This is a genomic window from Microcystis sp. M079S1, from assembly GCF_020246425.1.
Lineage (GTDB): Bacteria > Cyanobacteriota > Cyanobacteriia > Cyanobacteriales > Microcystaceae > Microcystis > Microcystis aeruginosa.
On the sequence record NZ_JADBSZ010000217.1, the window covers coordinates 20,877 to 38,342 of the forward strand.

Below are 17,466 nucleotides of genomic sequence, written 5' to 3' on the forward strand. Positions count from 1 at the left end.
ATCACCCTCGGACGAGATTATTGCGGGCCTCTTGGGCGACTTGGGCGCTTTTGTCGCCGGTTAACTGGGTCAAAACAGCGATCGCATCTTCCCCCCCTAAGCGGCCTAAAGCTTGAGCGAGACGATAGCGCAGTTGCCAGTCATCATCATTAGCCAAGGGAACGAGTAAAGAGACGGCGCGAGGGTCGCCTAGTTCCCCGAAAGCACTAACGGCGGCCGTTTTTACCAATTCATTATCGGAGTTAAGGGCGATTTCGAGCAGTTCAAAGCCCCTGGGTTCCCCCAATTCGCCCAAAGCTGCCACAATGCTAAATTGAATTAACCAGTCGCAGGATTGTTGATAGACGGCCACCAGATCATCGTAGGCTGCCGTTAATTTTAACCCCCCGATCGCATCGGCCGCGGCCGCTTTTACGTCTGCTTCCGGATCATGCAACAAGCGATCGCGTAGAATAGTTAAGGCCAGATCAAGATTCTGACGACCGAGGATATCTAACTGACTTACCGCCGAATAACGCACCCTAGCGTTACTATCCTTAATTAAAGGCTGTAACATCTCGAAGGCGATTTCTGGGGCTAAATAACGCAGTTGATTAACTCCCGATAAGCGATCGCCATAATCATCGGAATCGAGCAGCCGTTGCACGGATTCAGGGGAATAATTCATAATTTGATGACACCCTTAACAATTGGACTGGTATTAATTGTCCCATGAATAGTTATCGACTCCTGACTATTTTGATCATGTTTAGTTCCCCGGTTTTTTGGGGCTGTAGTCCTCCCGCTCCCCTTGAAAAAGAACCTACGGCCGAGATGCTTGTTCCTCCTTCTCCCAGTCCGATTATTTCCGCATCAGACATTAAAGCTGCTAATCGTTATCGTCAATTGGGATTACAGTATCGTCAACAGGGAGATTTTATCAAAAGTATTGAAGCTTTAAAAAAATCGGTACAGTTAAACCCCAATCATCTAGACGGGAGAGTAATTTTAGGCTGGACACAACACCTAGCTAAACAACCTTTAGCGGCACAAACAACCCTCGAAGAAACGATTAAAATTGCTCCCGATCATGTGGCTACTTATAATGCTTTGGGTATTGTTTATCTTGTCGGTGGTCATCTTGAAAAGGCCGTAGTTACGCATACTAAAGCCGCTAATTTAAAACCCGATAATGAAATTGCCTACTATAATTTGTCCCTCGCCTATCATCGCTTAAAAGATTTTAATTCAGCTATTACTAACGCTGAAAAAGCAGTTAAATTAGAGCCGAATAATCCCCATCCTCTTGTGGCTTTGGCAATGGTCTATTTAGATCAAGGTGATATTAAAAAAGCGCGGGATACCTACAAAAAGGCTAGGGATTTAGACGGTCGTTATCGACAAAAATGGTTTCTGGCACATCTGAAGGAAGCTGGTTTTAGTCAGGAGCAAATTAAATTAGTCGAAAAGTTACTATCCAGTTAGATTGAAAATTATTATTTCCCCTTAAGATGCCTGTCGATGTCCCAGTTTTAGGAAAATAGTTTCTAAATCTTCGCAGCAAGTATAAAACTCGCTTAAGGTCAGGCCAGAAACGACTAAAGATTTCAACAATTCGGCACTATCTTCTAGGGTTCCCGTAAATTTAACCCGGAGAGTATTAGTATGAATAATTCTTTGCCAACTTTCCACAAAAACACATTGTTTAAGAGCAGTTTCTAAGGCTTCTAAATTGCCTAGAGTCGTAATCTGCAAGTATTGACCAGCTAGACGTTGATTTAATTCTTGTAAAGAGGTGCTTTCCACTAGATAACCTAATTCCATGATGCCCACAGAACTACAAAGTTCCGCTAAATCACTAAGGACATGGGAGGAAATTAAAATAGTCATACCTGCCGATTGTAAGGCTTTAATAATCTCACGAAATTGTAAACGAGCGATCGGGTCTAATCCAGAAACCGGTTCATCGAGAAGTAAAATTAAAGGTTCATGAATAATCGTTCGGGCTAAACTTAAACGTTGTTTCATCCCCCGGGACAAAGTAGCGATCAAATTATGGCTTTTACCGGTTAATTGTACCAGTTCTAGAACCTCATAAATGCGGCGATGACGTTGGGAGCGAGGGATATGATAAAGACGGGCAAAATAATCCAGATAATTCCAGACATTTAGGTCATCGTAGAGGGGAAAATTATCGGGTAGATAACCTAAATTTCTTTTGAGACGGGGATTACTCTCATCTCTTAAAAGACGTTCTCCGTGCAGATATATTTCTCCGGTTGTCGGTTCTTCCGCTGCCGCTAACATTCTAATTAAAGTGGTTTTTCCCGCTCCATTTGGACCGATTAACCCGTAAACTTCCCCCGCTTCAATCTGTAAATCCACTTGATTAACAGCCCCATGGCGGTCAAATTGTTTGGTTAAACCAACGGTAGCAATGGCTAATTCTGGTGTGTTCATAAGGTTTTAGTAGTGGGATTGCTGACAAACTGGCCACCACATTCTTAACATTAACGTTTGGGTTTCCCGTTATCAATAGAACCATTCTTGATGGTATGGTGAGAACCACAACTAGGACAAGGCAATACAGGCGAAGAGGTGATTTTGTTCTGTGTTAGACTGATATTTGAGTAAGTCTAACACGAACCACAAAAAGATATTGATCAGAAAACTGATCATCAAGCTAGATGTTTAAAGACTGATTGGGTTCCAATTTTTTTTTTGTTAATGAATATTTTACACAGTTCATACCAGATAAGCAAGAGGGCTACGCCACTACCACCAAATCCTTACCTTGCGCTATTTTACCCCCGAAGGTGAATTGGTTCCCACTCCCGCAGAAGCGGCAGGCAAGGCAGGAAATCAAGTCCAACAGGAAAGGCAGAAAGCCGCAAAATTAGCGGCTAAATTGCGGGAATTGGACATAAATCCCCGATAAAATTGCTAATTATCCGATGATTTCTGGATTTAATACGATGTATAGACGAGAATTACTGCAATTTATTGGCTCTCACGCTCTTTTTGGGGCTATTAATCCAGAATTTGCTTGGAATTATCAAAATATTGACCATTGGGGCGAATTATCAAGGAATTATCGCCTCTGCACCAGGGGAAAGCAACAAACACCGATCGATCTGAGTATAGTGACTGAAAAAGAGCTATACCAACCCACCTTTAATTATCGTCCTGTACCCCTAAAAATTCGCCATAACGGTCGTACAATCTTGGTTCAGACCGAAAAAGGTGGAAACATGAGTTTTCACGGCGAAAACTGGGATTTATTGCAGTTTCATTTTCATCACCCCAGCGAACATCAGATTAAAGGTCAGTCTTTCCCTCTAGAAATTCATTTAGTGCATGGGAATGGGAGAGGAAATTTAGCAGTTGTGGGTATCTTAGCCGAAATTGGCGCAAATAATCCCTATTTACAAACCATTTGGGCTTATTTGCCCCAAGAACCTTCTCCTGAAATGATTATCCCCGATACTTGGGTCAATGCCGGGCTTTTACTGCCAGAAAATAGCGATTTTTATGAATATCGGGGGTCTTTGTCCACTCCCCCCTGTAGCGAGGATGTTCTCTGGTTAGTCTGGCAAAATGCGATCAAAATTTCTCCCCAACAACTGCAACAATTGGCTGAGATTTTTCCGAGTAATGCGAGGAATATTCAACCCTTAAACGGGCGCTCGATCCTGCATTCCTAGCCGAAATTGTCGGCATTTTGGCTAATTTAGATAATTTTATGAACTTTTAGACCAACAATGGTAAATAACTCAGGAATGCGCTCAATAACTAAAGCTTCGGTGGCTGTCCAGTCACTTTCCTTAGTGGCTAAAACCCCCAGAACACTCAGAGGAACCTGTAGAAATAGGTGACTTAAGAGGAGAGCGATCGCAGCGATTACTAAACCTAAAAGCCGCCATTGGGGGAGATAGGCGGCCACGGCAGCCGCTAGAGGGGCAAAATTGTAGATTGACCAAGTGATGAGAATTAAGAGGACGACTCCCAAAAGAGTAAGAAGACGATGGCGAGGACGTTTAAAAAGAGAGAGAATTTTTAACTGTTCGGGGGTGAGTTGACTCGGTTTTAGAGCAACCAACAAAAGACTAAAAATATCAAAAGGTTTTGTCCACTGCATCCAAAAGACGGGTATGATAGCGATCGCTCCCAGAAATAGCCATTCTAGCCAAAGAAAAGGCAAGGGATCGCCCACAGCTAAACCAATCCAAGCGATTTGTAAAAAGATTGGCAAAGCCGCTAACCCTGCCAGATGAATCCACAAAAAAGGTTCTGATTTCATAGAGGGAAGTGGGGAGATGGGGGAGTGGGGGAGCAGGGGAGTGGGGGAGTGGGGGAGTGGGGGAATTATGAATTATGAATTATGAATTATGAATTATGACTGATAACTGATAACTGATAACTGATAACTGATAACTGATAACTGATAACTGATAACTGACTCCCGACTCCCGACGGTTCAAGTCTAATTAACTGGATAAAGTGCGACGTTTCATGACCATTTCGTAGGCTTCGATAATGTCGCCTTCTTTCCAGTCATTGAATTTAGAAACACCGACACCGCACTCGAAACCGGTAGCTACTTCCCGGGCATCTTCCTTCATCCGTTTGAGGGAATCGAGAACTCCCTGATAGACAATTTCCTTGCCGCGACGCACGCGCAGGAAGCGATTCCGCACCAGTTTACCAGATTGGACATAACAGCCCGCCACGGCCCCACGACCGACGGTGAAGACGGCGCGCACTTCGGCAAAACCGAGGTGTTCTTCCACTTCTTCGGGGTCGAGAAGACCTTCCATCGCCCCTTGAATATCATCGAGAAGCTTGTAGATGATATTGTAATCGCGGATATCGACCCCTTCCCGATCGGCGGATGCGCGCGCACCACTGGCCAGGGTGGTATTAAAGCCCACCACCACCGCACCACTAGCGGCGGCCAGATCCACATCGGTTTCGGTGATTTCCCCCGGAGAGGCGAGGAGAACGCGAATCTGCACTTCGTTTTGGGGTAACTGTTTGAGCGCACCGAGGATGGCCTCGACGGAACCTTGCACATCTGCCTTGAGGATGAGATTAAGTTCCTTGAGTTGTCCTTCTTGAGCTTGGATAGAGAGGGTGCTAAGGCTAACGCGGCGGGAGGAGAGGGCCTGTTGTAAACGGGTGTTGCGTCGTTCGATCGCCCGTTGATCGGCAATCGCCCGGGCCTCTTTTTCACTTTCATAGACATCGAATTCATCGCCAGCGGCCGGCACATCACTAAGACCGAGGATTTCCACGGCGAAGGAGGGGGTGGCCGCTTCGACTTTTTGACCGCGATCATCGATCATGGCCCGAATTTTGCCGAAAACGGAACCGGCGACGATGCTATCACCGACGCGGAGAGTGCCATTCTGGACGAGCAGGGTAGCCACGGGGCCTTTGGTGCGATCGAGGTTAGCTTCGATGACGGTTCCCTTCGCCAAGCGATCGGGGTTAGCGACCAATTCCTCTACTTCTGCCACCAAGAGGATCATTTCCAGCAGATTATCGAGATTTTCACCCCGCAGGGCGCTAACGGGAACCATGATCGTCTCACCGCCCCAATCTTCGGCCACCAGTCCCTGTTCGGTCAATTCCTGTTTAATCCGGTCGGGGTTAGCTGAAGGTTTATCGACTTTGTTAATCGCCACAACGATGGGGACTTCGGCGGCCCTGGCGTGACTGATTGCCTCTTTCGTTTGGGGTTGTACGCCGTCATCGGCGGCTACCACCAGCACGGCTATATCGGTGACTCTCGCCCCGCGGGCGCGCATAGCGGTAAAAGCTTCGTGGCCGGGGGTATCCAAAAAGACAATCTGTTCCGGTTTGCCGTTATGTTCCACATCGACGTGGTAAGCACCGATGTGCTGGGTGATGCCGCCTGCTTCCCCTTGGGCGACTTTGGTTTTGCGGATCGAGTCGAGGAGGGTGGTTTTACCGTGGTCAACGTGACCCATAATGGTGACGACGGGGGGACGACGCTGGAGACTTTGCCAGTCGGAGACATCGATCATCTCCGTGGTTTTGATCGCCGCCGACTGGGTGCTGGGGGTTTCCACGGCGATCTCGAAGTCCCTGGCGATCATTTCGATCGTGTCCACGTCGAGAGTTTGGGTGATATTAACCGCCATCCCTTTAAAAAATAGGGTTCTGATGATCTCGGTTTCGGGGACTTTCATCAATTCCGAGAGGTCGCGCACGGTGAGACTGCCGGTGACGACGATGCTTTCCGGGCGTTTTTCCTCTTGGGGTTCTTGGCGCTCGCTTTTCGGTCCGCCAGTGTGGGCGGTTGGTTTACTGGGCCGCTTAACTTTGACTGCTGTTGGAGTGCCGGGGGTGGCAGCCTTAGCGGTGGGCGGTTTGGGGGGACGAGCGGTGGAGAGGGTAAAACTGGGGGTATTAATTAACCCGGACAGTTCCGATTCTAGATCATCGTCATCTTCAAAGAGCGCTTGGGTGCGGCGTTTGTTTTTGCCGGCAGTTTTGGCGGTTTTGGCCGCTTTTTTTTCTTCCTCTTCTTCTTCTTCCCAGCTAGATTTTTTGGCCATGCGAGGGGGCATGGTCGGTCGTTTGAGTTTTTTGGGCCCGTCTGCTCCGAGCAATCCGGTATCTGTATCGATTTCTGTGCCATCAACACCAGATTTCTTGGTAGTATCGGTTTCTTCCCCGCCGGTAGCCGAGATTTTAGCGGGTAAACCGGGGCGAACTGGGCGCTTCAATTCCACCGTCTCCCGCACTTCTCTAGCTGGTTCCGCCGGTTTAGGGCTTTTTCCGTCGGGTTTGCGGTTGAGGGTCGGTTTTTCTGGTTTAGCCAAGCCTGCTCTGCGCTCAGGACTAGGCGCGTTTTCGCTCTCGCCGCGCTCGCGTTTTTCTCCCCGGGGCTTGTCGTTACTGCCGGAGGCATTTTTAGATCGGGGTTCTGGCCGGCCCGAGGCAGTTTCAGGGCGTGGTTTCGGGGTGAGGGAAGGTCGATTAGGTGGGGCGATTAAGGTCGGGGCTGCTTCTGGCACTAGCTGGGTTTCGGTCGGGGTTTCTTTAACACTGGTGGCCTGAGATAGCATCTCTGCTGCAGTGGGGGGAGTTTTTTCGGCCGCCTCGTCGCTCCCTGGGGGAGCGACGAGGGGTTTAACCGGGGGACGCGGGGGACTGATTAAAGTCGGTTTGGCCGAGGAACCGGCCGGACCGGGATAGCTTGGCCCCTCTTCGCCGGTTTCGGGGCGGTTGTGTTTATGCAGGGCTAAAATCTTTTGTTTTTTTTCTTCGGCAGGACTAGCCGATTCTCGCTGACCCGTGCTATTTTTACTGGTACTCGAGGCAACTCCCTTCGCAGCGATTGCCTTGATGCGTTGGGCATCCTCTTCGCTGATCGTGCTACTGTGGCTCTTGTACTCGATGTTCAACTGGTCACAGATGTCCAAAATGTCTTTGTTGTCTAGATTCAATTCTTTTGATAAATCGTAAATTCTGACTTTCGCGTTACTCATCCATTATCCCCCGGCTAAATTGTTAGTGATCCTATAAGTTGGCTGATTTTTTGATCCTGTCAGGACTGCCCCATTGCCATGCTAACGATTTTGTGGCTATGATCGTCAATTTTAATCCTGATTTGGACGACCTTGCCTGGCAGTACCGAGTCGCTCTTGCAAGGATTCATAGAGCGTTTCGGGAATATTGGCTTTTAGGGCGCGTCCGAGACGATTTTTTTGCCGGGCTAGTTGCAGGCAGTTGGGCTGCGGACAGATATAGGCGGCTCTTCCCATGCCTTGATCTAATTGTATCTGTCCGGACGGGTGTAGTCGGACAATTCGCCAAAAGGATTCTTTCGGGGCGAAGATACGGCAGCTAATACAGCGTCGATAATTGACGAAGGGGTTCATTCTCGGTCTAAATCCTGCGATTCTGGGTCTTTTTCCTCATTTTTCACCTCTTGTTCGCCTTTATAGAGCGCTATATCCTTAATATCGATTTTCCAGCCCGTCAGACGGGCGGCTAGACGCACGTTCTGCCCTTCTTTGCCAATCGCTAAACTTAATTGATCCTGTGCCACCAGTACCAGTGCCTGTCTTTCTTCAGCATTAGTGAACAAAACTTGGTCGATACGGGCGGGACTAAGGGCATTGGCGATGTAGGTGGCGGGATCTGGAGACCAACGAATCACGTCGATTTTTTCGCCCCGCAATTCGTTAACCACGGCTTGAATCCGCGAACCTCTAGCCCCAATACAAGCCCCAACCGGATCCACGTCTCTCTCTAAGGTATCGACGGCGATTTTTGTCCGCGAACCAACGTGACGGGAGGGGGGATTGGCTTCCCGGGCGACAGCAACAATACGAACGATTTCCTCCTCGATTTCGGGAACTTCGTTGGCGAACAGATATACTACCAAACCCGCCGCCGCTCTGGAAACGATTAATTGCGGTCCGCGGTGAGAACCTTCCAAGACTTTTTTGAGCAGAACTTTAAAGGTGGCGTTAGCGCGATAGTTATCGTTGGGCAGTTGTTCCCGTTTGGGTAGTTCTGCTTCCACTTCCGGTTGACCGTAGGTGCTTTGTACCATGACAATAGCGGCCTGTCTTTCAAAACGGACGACCCGGGCCTGTAAAACCGTTCCTTCCAGATCTTGGAACTCCTCTTGAATCATTTTGCGTTGGTTATCCCGCAGTTTTTGTAGTAAAACCTGTTTAGTTTGAATCGCCGCCATGCGACCAAATTCTTTTTGGTCGGGGGTGACATCAAGAACTACTTCATCCCCTAATTGGGCCTCATCGGCCACTTCTTGCACTTCTTTGAGACCGATGTGATGGTCGGGATTGGTCACTTCTTCGACAATAGTTTTAGTCGAAAGGATGCGAAAGCCTTCTTCTTCTACGTCTAATTCCACATCAAAGTTATTGAAATAATCTTCATGGAATTGAGCAGCTTTTTCTAAACTTTGGGCGCGTCGATAACGTTCGTAACCCTTGATAAGTGCTTCACGCAAGGCTTCCTGTACGGCATTTTTGGGCAGATTATGTCGTTGGCTAATTTCTTCGAGCATTATTTTTAAACCAGGCAAATTAACAGTAGCCATAATTATTTTTTCTCCTTACTTTTGAGTGATTAGTTTTTTAGCCATTAGCCTTGTATCAGTTATCAGTTATCAGTTATCAGTTATCAGATGTAAGTTATCAGATGTAAGTTTTAAGTTAATTAGTTAGTTATTTATTTATCTTCATCTTTATCCCTGATTACTGATTACTGATTACTGATTACTGTTTACTGATTACTGTTTACTGTTTACTGATTACTGATTACTGCTTACTGATTACTGATTACTGTTTACTGATCACTGATTATTGCGCTGCTCATCTAAACGAACGCTGATGACGTTAGTGCGATCGATGCTCAGGGATCGACCTTTTTGGTTAAGATAAATAGATTGCTCATCTCTACCTTGCAGTTTTCCGCGCCATTCTTGCGGTTTTCCCTGGCTATCCTGGCCGGTAACGATGACGGGAAAGCCTTTAAAAGACTGAAATTCGCGCTCACTGCTCAGTTGTCGAGAAATGCCGGGGCTAGATATTTCTAAAACGTAGGCCTCTGGTAAGATTTCTTGACTGTCGAGGGCGGTTTCTAAGGACCGACTCATCTGCTCACAGTCCTCTAAACCGGTATCTCCCGCAAGATTGCGAATATCGACGCGCAGGACGGGAGGCCTTTTATTGGTTTGGAAAACGATATCGACCACTTCTAGCCCCAAGTTTTCAGCGATAGGGGTGGCTAGGTGCAGCAGGTCGGCAATGAGCGGATGGGTCATAATTTGGACAACAAAAAAAGCGGGCGAAACCCACTTCCCTAAACTGTTAGTGATTGGGATAGGCAGTTGTTAGACCACCTAGCTGAATACAATATAGCAAAAAACCGTCATCACTATTTGCCCTGAGGGTCGTGCTTGGGGGAAAACAGAACAGTGGTCACGATCGAGTCGATCTGTCACAATGAATACAGGGTAACTAGATATAGAGTCAATTATGGATCAAAAATCTCCACTCACCGTAGTTAGAGCCAAGTCAGCTAAGAATCGTGGTCGTCGGCCAGTATGGAAAGGGATTGTCACCACTTGGATGATTCTGCAAACCTTTGGCCATGTCACTCCTGCTTGGAGTCAAAAAAACCCAAATACCCTCACCTACGGTGAATTGTTAGAGAAGATCGACCAAGGCAAGGTAAAAAAGGTGGAAATCAATCCTTCTTCGCAGCAGGCAGCAGTTACCCTCGTCGGTCAAACGGACAAGGACCCCCCGAAAGAAGTCAATTTATTTGACCAAAATCCCGAATTAATCAAGAAACTCGATGCTGAAAAAATTGAGTACGGCATTCTCCCCAGCACTGACAATTCGGCCTTGATCAATGTTCTCACTAACCTGTTAGTGATTATTCTCGTCTTGGGATTATTGGTGTTTATTATCCGTCGTTCTGCCAATGCTTCCGGTCAAGCGATGAACTTCGGTAAATCAAGGGCGCGGTTTCAGATGGAGGCGAAAACTGGCATAGAATTCAATGATGTGGCGGGTGTGGATGAGGCCAAGGAAGATTTACAGGAAGTGGTGACATTCCTCAAACAACCGGAAAAATTTACGGCTATTGGCGCAAAAATCCCCAAAGGAGTCCTGCTAATCGGGCCTCCGGGGACGGGGAAAACTTTACTGGCTAAAGCGATCGCAGGAGAGGCGGGAGTGCCTTTTTTCAGCATCTCCGGGTCGGAATTCGTGGAGATGTTCGTCGGGGTTGGTGCGTCGCGAGTGCGAGATCTGTTCCGAAAAGCCCAGGAAAATGCCCCTTGTTTGGTTTTTATCGATGAAATTGATGCCGTTGGTCGTCAAAGAGGGATCGGTTATGGGGGAGGTAATGATGAACGGGAACAAACCCTGAACCAATTATTGACGGAAATGGATGGTTTTGAAGGAAATACGGGCATTATCGTCATTGCCGCCACCAACCGCCCCGATGTTTTGGATTCGGCCCTTTTGCGTCCGGGTCGTTTTGATCGACAGGTAGTGGTGGATTATCCAGATTTTAAGGGACGTTTGGGCATTTTAGAGGTCCATTCTCGCGATAAAAAGGTGGCTGCCGATGTTACTCTGGAGGCGATCGCCCGTCGCACCCCCGGTTTTACTGGGGCAGATTTGGCTAATATGCTCAACGAAGCGGCGATTTTTACCGCTAGAAGACGGAAAGAGGCGATTACCATGGCGGAAGTCAACGATGCGATTGATCGGATTGTGGCCGGTATGGAAGGGCGCGCTTTAGTCGATAGTAAAGCCAAGCGTTTGATCGCCTATCACGAAGTCGGCCATGCGATTGTCGCTAGTCTCTGTCCCGGCCACGATCAAGTGGAAAAAGTCACCCTGATTCCCCGGGGTCAAGCGCAGGGGTTAACTTGGTTCACTCCCGATGAAGAACAGGGTTTAACCAGTCGTTCCCAGTTATTAGCCCGAATTGCGGGATTATTAGGGGGACGAGTGGCGGAGGAATGTGTCTTCGGTGAGGATGAAGTGACCACCGGGGCCGGTAATGATATTGAAAAAATTACCTATCTGGCCCGACAGATGGTAACGCGTCTGGGAATGTCGGAATTGGGATTGATTGCTCTAGAGGAGGAGGGCAATTCCTATCTCGGTGGTGCTGGTGCTGGTTATCATCCCGACCATTCTTTCGCGATGATGGCGAAAATTGATGCACAAGTACGGGAACTTGTCAAGCAATGCCACGATTTAGCAACAAAACTTATCCTTGACAATCGTGTGGCGATTGATCGCTTGGTGGATATACTGATTGAACAGGAAACCATTGACGGCGACGAATTCCGGCGTTTATTGACGGAATTTCAGCAACAAGCGGCTCGGTCAATGGTGACTACGGTTTAATTTGCCCTTCGTCTCCTCGCTTCGATTAAGTGGTTAGGAGACGATTTCAGCAGAAAATCTGCTAATCAGTCGGACAAGGCCAGAATTAACGACTAACATTGTGAGCAGGAATTTTACTAATGGAATGGCCGTTATGATTGCCTTTGGTGGGGGCAATAATATTAGCTTCTAAAGCTGAAGTCATCTCGGCCAACATTTCTAAATTGAAACGATAGCCGACGTTGCGGACGGTTTGAATTAAATTAGGTTGCCTGGGATCGGTTTCGATTTTTTTCCGCAGAGAGAGAACATGAGTATCGATTGTCCGGGGATTATCAATTTCCTCGGGCCAAGCGCGACGCAGTAAATCGGCCCTTGATAGGGGTGTTCCCTCCGCTTGGGCTAAAACGTAGAGTAAACTAAATTCTTGGGGGGTTAATTCGATATATTCCCCGCGAAATTGTACCCGTCGTTGGGCTAAATCTATTTTTAATTGCCCATAATCCAAGTGTAGGGGAGCAGCCCTACTGCCTAAACGACGAGTTAACACTTCTACCCTAGCCATAAATTCTTGCATTCCAAAGGGCTTTCTCAGGTAGTCGTCGGCCCCTGCTTTTAAACCATTGACCACGTCTTTTTCGCCATTACGGGCCGAGAGAATCAGTATTAAAGACTGTTTTTGTTGATAAAGCCAACGGCAGAGTTCGATTCCATCCCCATCTGGCAAGTCGGAATCGATAATTGCTAAGGTTGGTTGACGATGAAGGAAAGCTTGACGCGCACTTTGCAGGGTTGCCGATTGATTAACCAAATAACCGGCCTGTTGCAGATGCCAAGCTAATAGCGATCGCAAGTGCGGGTTGCCCTCAACAATAGAAATATGGATCGATACCACTTGAGTTTCTGCCCCATTACTGCACAGATTGACACATTGTCAGGGTATCAGAATTAATGTCAAGATGTTGTAACAATCGTAACATTCGTTAGCTGTCAGCTTTTTTCTCCCCATCACCCCATCACCCCCCGCAACACCCACGAAGTGGTCTCCCCATCTCCCCCCGCAACGCGCACGAAGTGGTCTCCCCACTTCATAATTCATAATTCTTAACGAAGGCAGGGGGCAGGAGGCCGTTTTTGTAACGGGGATTTATGCCCCGCTCCAAAAACTTTTCGCCTTAAAAGGCGAGGTTTTAGACCCGATTTTTTGGATAAACTCGGACAGTAATGCGCCAATTCAGATTTGAATGGCTCTCTTGGAGTTATGGTGATCAGCAAATCTTATCGAAGAAAGGGCGTACGCTATACGCCCCTACCAATCACACCACGCGCGGCGGTAGGGGCGCAAGCGTTGCGCCCATAATGTAACATAGTGAACATTTTTCAGCCAATGTCCAAGAGAGCCATTTTAATTGGCCTACTCTTTTGGGGACTTACCCAAAAGCTGACAAATATTGTGGGTCTTCTCGACTTTGTGTGATAATTTTTGCTTATGGAATCGTGAAATGCTTACTGGGCAAGACTTTTAGCCGACATTCCGCACATCTTCATATACCTTTATATATTTTTACATTCCCCAAGATGTTTTGACGAAAAAGCTTCATTGTAGAAACTACTATTGAGAACATTTTCAATAATTGATTTTTTCTGAGAAAACAAATTACAATTCTTCACCTTGATGAAAATCGATCATTGTAGCTACAATCTTTACTGGCAAAGGGTTGTAAGCAATGTATTAGTAAAATTTATCAATTGAATGTTAAGAAGTGCGGAAGGTGGGTTTTCGGACTATTTTGCGGATATTCTATCAGTATAGACCTCGTTTCCACACAGAAACCAGAAGAGCCATATTGTCTGTCTTATAATATCTTATTGATTGTTCTCTCAGCCATTTAACCACTAAAAAAGCACCAGAACACCATGATAGATAACTTTGCCGCCAAAGACCTCTATAACTGTATAGATAGTCTAGATTCCTCAGATTTTCAGAAATTCCTAGCGGGGAATAAGTCATCAATTTTTCCCACCAGAGCCACTAATCGAGCCACATCTCTTTTCAAAGAAGAAGTAGTGAGCATTGATCTTGATCTTACTACCTTAGATAACGCCGGTAATACCTTAGCAACGGCCCGTGCTATCACCATTGGAGCAACTACCAGCACCTACAGCGATTTCGTTGGTTCTACAGACACCAATGATTACTATCGTTTTAGTTTAGGAACCAGTAGCAACTTTAGCCTCAATTTAACGGGATTAAGTGCCGATGCCGATGTGTCCTTGTTAAATAGTAGTGGCGGTGTGATTACTAGATCCACTAATGGCAGTAACAGCAGTGAGAGTATTACTCGTCAACTCAATGCGGGTACTTACTATGTCCGAGTTTATCCCTACAGTGGCAGCACTAACTATAACTTAAGTTTAGCTGCCGCTCCTGTAGCGATTCCTGATAACGCCGGTAATACCTTAGCAACGGCGCGTGTTATCACCATTGGAGCAACTACCAGCACCTACAGCGATTTTGTTGGTTCTACAGACAGCAATGATTACTATCGTTTTAGTTTAGGAAACAGTAGCGACTTTAGCCTGAATTTAACGGGATTAAGTGCCGATGCCGATGTGTCCTTATTAGATAGTAATGGCAGTGTGATTACTAGCTCCACTAATGGCAGTAACAGCAGTGAGAGTATTACTCGTCAACTCAATGCGGGTACTTACTATATCCTGGTTTATCCCTTCAGTGGCAGCACTGACTATAACTTAAGTTTAGCTGCCACTGTCGGGATTCCTGATAACGCCGGTAATACCTTAGCAACGGCGCGTGATATCACCATTGGAGCAACTACCAGCACCTACAGCGATTTTGTTGGTTCTACAGACAGCAATGATTACTATCGTTTTAGTTTAGGAAACAGTAGCGACTTTAGCCTGAATTTAACGGGATTAAGTGACGATGCCGATGTGTCCTTATTAGATAGTAATGGCAGTGTGATTACTAGCTCCACTAATGGCAGTAACAGCAGTGAGAGTATTACTCGTCAACTCAATGCGGGTACTTACTATATCCTGGTTTATCCCTACAGTGGCAGCACTAACTATAACTTAACCCTGTCGGCAACCACAGCCACAGTTGTACCCGGATATAGTGCCATTTCAGGATACGGTTTAGTTAATGCCGCGGCAGCCGTCGCCGGAGCCTTGAATGAAAGTCCTTTTGCCGATGTTCCCACTTTTGGTGGTGCTAATGACTGGGGGGTTAACTTAGTTAATGCTCCCGAAGCTTGGGCAAGGGGTTATACAGGACAAGGAATCGTCGTTGCTGTACTAGATACAGGAGTTGACCGCAATCATGCCGACTTAGCGGGCAATATTTGGACGAACGCGGGCGAAATTGCCAATGATGGTCTTGATAACGATGGCAACGGTTACGTTGATGACGTTTATGGCTGGAACTTTGCCAATGGCAATAATAACACTTTAGATGGTAACGGCCATGGTACTCATGTGGCGGGAACCATTGCTGCCGGTAATAATGGTTTCGGAGCCACTGGTGTGGCCTACAATTCCAGAATTATGCCGGTGAAAGTTTTGAGCGATTCTGGTAGTGGGAGCTATAGTGGCGTTGCCCAAGGAATTCGCTACGCCGTGGACAACGGTGCTGATGTGATTAATATGAGTTTGGGCGGTGGTAGCACTGACAGTGTAGTTCAATCGGCCCTCCAGTATGCCAGCAGTAGCGGTGTTATCGTGGTTATGGCCGCCGGTAATGAGGGGGCAGCTCAACCCGGTTATCCCGCTTTCAATGCCACCTCTTGGGGTCTTGCCGTAGGTGCCGTTGATAGTTCTAACCAGATGGCTTCCTTCTCCAATCGTGCTGGCTCCAATTCTTCGATGAGGTATGTCACCGCTCCAGGCGTGCAAGTGTATTCTACTCTCCCTGATGGTGGCTATGGTTTCTTCAATGGAACCTCCATGGCAACACCTCATGTGGCTGGAGTGGTGGCCTTAATGTTGAATGCCAATCCTAATCTGACCGATGCTCAAGTACGTCAAATTATTACTGCCACAGCAGGTAATGTCGCCTAAAACTTGGCTGTTTTTCAGCCTCAGATTTCTTATCGAAAATTTTGGTTAAAACCCCCTCGTTTTACGACGGCTTTTCTTGCTCTTTAATAGAGCATCTGAGAACTTCCAGTGGCGCACCTCTCAGGTATCAGTTATCAGTTATCAGTTATCAGTGGGTAAGTTATCAGTTATCAGATGTGAGTTTTTAAGTGTGCAGTATTAAATAGAAGTTTCCTACTGTCTTTTTACTGATTACTGATTACTGATTACTAACCGACTTGACATTATTGATAGACCTAGTTAAAATAGAGTACAGACACACACATTTTAACCCAACAATGAAAGCAAGGTATCAATACCGCCTTTACCCAACAGACCAACAAAAGAGGCTTTTGTTGGTCTGTTGTTCGGGTGCGTGCGTGTCGTCTGGAACGATACCTTAGCTTACTGCCAAGAACTCTATCGACAAGGAGAGAAAAAGCCTAAATATACTGAGTTGTCTAAAAGGCTGACTCAGATTTAAAAAACAGAAGAAAAAAATGTTTAACTGAGGTTTCTTCTGTTCCTTTGCAACAGTCTTTAAGAGACTTAGAGACTGCCTACTCTAACTTTTTTGCATCTTGTAAGGGAGAGAGAAAAGGGAAGAAAGTAAAACCTCCCAAGTTTAAAAACCGCAAATCTAAACAATCGGCAAGATTTACAGATAATGGTTTTACCGTCAATCAACACCACGTTACTTTAGCCAAAATCGGTGATTTAAAAGTCATTTGGAGCCGTCCATTACCATCTAAACCTTCTAGCGTCACCGTGATTAAAGATGCAGCAGATCGCTATTTTCTCAGTTTTGTTGTTGAGATTAAACCCGAAACTTTGCCAAATAACGAGCAATCTGTAGGGATCGATTTAGGGATTGCTACTTTTGCCACATTAGACACAGGGGAAAAGATCAACGCACCAAAACCGTTAAAGAAACGATTGAAACGACTAAGAAAGGCACAGAAAAACCTTTCTAGAAAACAGAAAGGAAGTAACCGACGGGAAAAAGCCAGAAAACGAGTGGCTAAAATCCACGCAAAGATTAAGGACACTCGGACTGATTTCTTGCATAAACTATCCACTAGGATTATTCGTGAAAATCAAACGATAGTTTTAGAGGATTTAAACACATCGGGAATGGTTAAAAATCGGAAGTTATCCCGTGCCATATCAGACTTAGGCTGGCGTTCTTTTCGAGATATGCTATCAGCAAAGTCCGATAAATATGGGCGTAATTTTCGGATAATTTCTCGATGGGAGCCAACGTCTCAGCGATGTTCCTGTTGTGGGAATATCGGCGGGAAAAAGGCGTTAAATAGGGCTGGCTGAATAATGGTAAAACCCTTTTAAAATAAGGCTTTTGACCTGTTAAAATCCGATGTTCATGCTGCGAAAATAGGATTAAGACCTTCAAAAACCTGGCATTATCTTTCTTGTATTACATAAACTGGTACAAAAAAAGAGGGCAACA

General features: G+C 46.4%; 12 protein-coding genes and 3 pseudogenes. 6 read left to right on the forward strand and 9 right to left on the reverse strand.

From position 1 onward, the window contains the following. Position 1: 1 nt before the first annotated feature. Positions 2 to 667 carry a phycobilisome degradation protein NblB gene (nblB, locus tag IM456_RS14455; protein ID WP_149987139.1) on the reverse strand — a complete coding sequence of 222 codons (666 nt, stop codon included), beginning with the start codon at positions 665 to 667 and terminating at the stop codon, positions 2 to 4. 44 nt (positions 668 to 711) lie between these two features. On the opposite strand from nblB, the gene IM456_RS14460 reads away from it, so the two are divergent. Continuing rightward, positions 712 to 1,464 carry a tetratricopeptide repeat protein gene (locus IM456_RS14460; protein WP_287694566.1) on the forward strand — a complete coding sequence of 251 codons (753 nt, stop codon included), beginning with the start codon at positions 712 to 714 and terminating at the stop codon, positions 1,462 to 1,464. A 21-nt stretch (positions 1,465 to 1,485) separates the two neighbouring features. Here the strand turns inward: IM456_RS14460 and IM456_RS14465 are convergent, their stop codons facing one another. Both IM456_RS14465 and IM456_RS14470 read right to left on the reverse strand, forming a co-directional pair. Continuing rightward, a complete protein-coding gene (locus IM456_RS14465) occupies positions 1,486 to 2,439 on the reverse strand; it encodes an ABC transporter ATP-binding protein (RefSeq protein ID WP_149987137.1) in 954 nt (317 codons plus the stop codon). Positions 2,440 to 2,492: 53 nt separating this feature from the next. After that, positions 2,493 to 2,655 (reverse strand): annotated as a pseudogene (locus IM456_RS14470) (ISNCY family transposase); the annotation flags it as partial. Positions 2,656 to 2,773: 118 nt separating this feature from the next. On the opposite strand from IM456_RS14470, the pseudogene IM456_RS14475 reads away from it, so the two are divergent. Further along, positions 2,774 to 2,917: pseudogene (locus IM456_RS14475) on the forward strand (hypothetical protein); the annotation flags it as partial. A gap of 37 nt (positions 2,918 to 2,954) precedes the next feature. Further along, positions 2,955 to 3,683: a carbonic anhydrase gene (locus tag IM456_RS14480; protein WP_149987136.1), complete on the forward strand. Its 729-nt coding sequence runs from the start codon at positions 2,955 to 2,957 to the stop codon at positions 3,681 to 3,683. A gap of 26 nt (positions 3,684 to 3,709) precedes the next feature. Here IM456_RS14480 and IM456_RS14485 read toward each other — a convergent pair whose 3' ends face one another. From IM456_RS14485 to rimP, 5 genes are all read right to left on the reverse strand, one after another. Then, positions 3,710 to 4,279 (reverse strand): low-complexity tail membrane protein, encoded by a 570-nt coding sequence (locus tag IM456_RS14485; RefSeq protein WP_287694563.1) that lies wholly within the window; start codon positions 4,277 to 4,279, stop codon positions 3,710 to 3,712. A 187-nt stretch (positions 4,280 to 4,466) separates the two neighbouring features. Beyond that, a complete protein-coding gene (gene infB, locus IM456_RS14490; protein ID WP_287694560.1) occupies positions 4,467 to 7,499 on the reverse strand; it encodes a translation initiation factor IF-2 in 3,033 nt (1,010 codons plus the stop codon). A 111-nt stretch (positions 7,500 to 7,610) separates the two neighbouring features. Continuing rightward, positions 7,611 to 7,892: a YlxR family protein gene (locus IM456_RS14495; RefSeq protein ID WP_149986802.1), complete on the reverse strand. Its 282-nt coding sequence runs from the start codon at positions 7,890 to 7,892 to the stop codon at positions 7,611 to 7,613. Continuing rightward, complete coding sequence (gene nusA, locus IM456_RS14500) at positions 7,889 to 9,085, reverse strand: transcription termination factor NusA (RefSeq protein WP_149986801.1); 1,197 nt, start codon at positions 9,083 to 9,085, stop codon at positions 7,889 to 7,891. The genes IM456_RS14495 and nusA overlap by 4 nt, the downstream gene beginning before the upstream one ends. Positions 9,086 to 9,340: 255 nt before the next feature. Further along, a complete protein-coding gene (rimP, locus tag IM456_RS14505; RefSeq protein ID WP_149986800.1) occupies positions 9,341 to 9,811 on the reverse strand; it encodes a ribosome maturation factor RimP in 471 nt (156 codons plus the stop codon). 214 nt (positions 9,812 to 10,025) lie between these two features. On the opposite strand from rimP, the gene ftsH reads away from it, so the two are divergent. Then, on the forward strand, positions 10,026 to 11,921 hold the full coding sequence (ftsH, locus tag IM456_RS14510) for an ATP-dependent zinc metalloprotease FtsH (RefSeq protein ID WP_149986799.1): 1,896 nt from the start codon (positions 10,026 to 10,028) through the stop codon (positions 11,919 to 11,921). A gap of 85 nt (positions 11,922 to 12,006) precedes the next feature. Here the strand turns inward: ftsH and IM456_RS14515 are convergent, their stop codons facing one another. Beyond that, positions 12,007 to 12,795: a response regulator transcription factor gene (locus tag IM456_RS14515; RefSeq protein WP_149986798.1), complete on the reverse strand. Its 789-nt coding sequence runs from the start codon at positions 12,793 to 12,795 to the stop codon at positions 12,007 to 12,009. A 1,022-nt stretch (positions 12,796 to 13,817) separates the two neighbouring features. On the opposite strand from IM456_RS14515, the gene IM456_RS14520 reads away from it, so the two are divergent. Further along, entirely contained in the window at positions 13,818 to 15,980 is a 2,163-nt protein-coding gene (locus tag IM456_RS14520) for a S8 family serine peptidase (protein ID WP_253881208.1), read from the forward strand. Positions 15,981 to 16,297: 317 nt separating this feature from the next. Further along, positions 16,298 to 17,312 (forward strand): annotated as a pseudogene (locus IM456_RS14525) (RNA-guided endonuclease InsQ/TnpB family protein); the annotation flags it as partial. Between the last annotated feature and the right edge of the window lie 154 nt (positions 17,313 to 17,466).

What these genes read in the sequence shown, in the direction of transcription:
- nusA (WP_149986801.1), bottom strand. Translation starts at nt 9,085, where the DNA reads ATGGCTACTGTTAATTTGCCTGGTTTAAAAATAATGCTCGAAGAAATT.
- IM456_RS14460 (WP_287694566.1), top strand. Translation starts at nt 712, where the DNA reads ATGAATAGTTATCGACTCCTGACTATTTTGATCATGTTTAGTTCCCCG.
- IM456_RS14495 (WP_149986802.1), bottom strand. Translation starts at nt 7,892, where the DNA reads ATGAACCCCTTCGTCAATTATCGACGCTGTATTAGCTGCCGTATCTTC.
- IM456_RS14465 (WP_149987137.1), bottom strand. Translation starts at nt 2,439, where the DNA reads ATGAACACACCAGAATTAGCCATTGCTACCGTTGGTTTAACCAAACAA.
- infB (WP_287694560.1), bottom strand. Translation starts at nt 7,499, where the DNA reads ATGAGTAACGCGAAAGTCAGAATTTACGATTTATCAAAAGAATTGAAT.
- rimP (WP_149986800.1), bottom strand. Translation starts at nt 9,811, where the DNA reads ATGACCCATCCGCTCATTGCCGACCTGCTGCACCTAGCCACCCCTATC.
- ftsH (WP_149986799.1), top strand. Translation starts at nt 10,026, where the DNA reads ATGGATCAAAAATCTCCACTCACCGTAGTTAGAGCCAAGTCAGCTAAG.
- IM456_RS14480 (WP_149987136.1), top strand. Translation starts at nt 2,955, where the DNA reads ATGTATAGACGAGAATTACTGCAATTTATTGGCTCTCACGCTCTTTTT.
- IM456_RS14520 (WP_253881208.1), top strand. Translation starts at nt 13,818, where the DNA reads ATGATAGATAACTTTGCCGCCAAAGACCTCTATAACTGTATAGATAGT.
- nblB (WP_149987139.1), bottom strand. Translation starts at nt 667, where the DNA reads ATGAATTATTCCCCTGAATCCGTGCAACGGCTGCTCGATTCCGATGAT.
- IM456_RS14485 (WP_287694563.1), bottom strand. Translation starts at nt 4,279, where the DNA reads ATGAAATCAGAACCTTTTTTGTGGATTCATCTGGCAGGGTTAGCGGCT.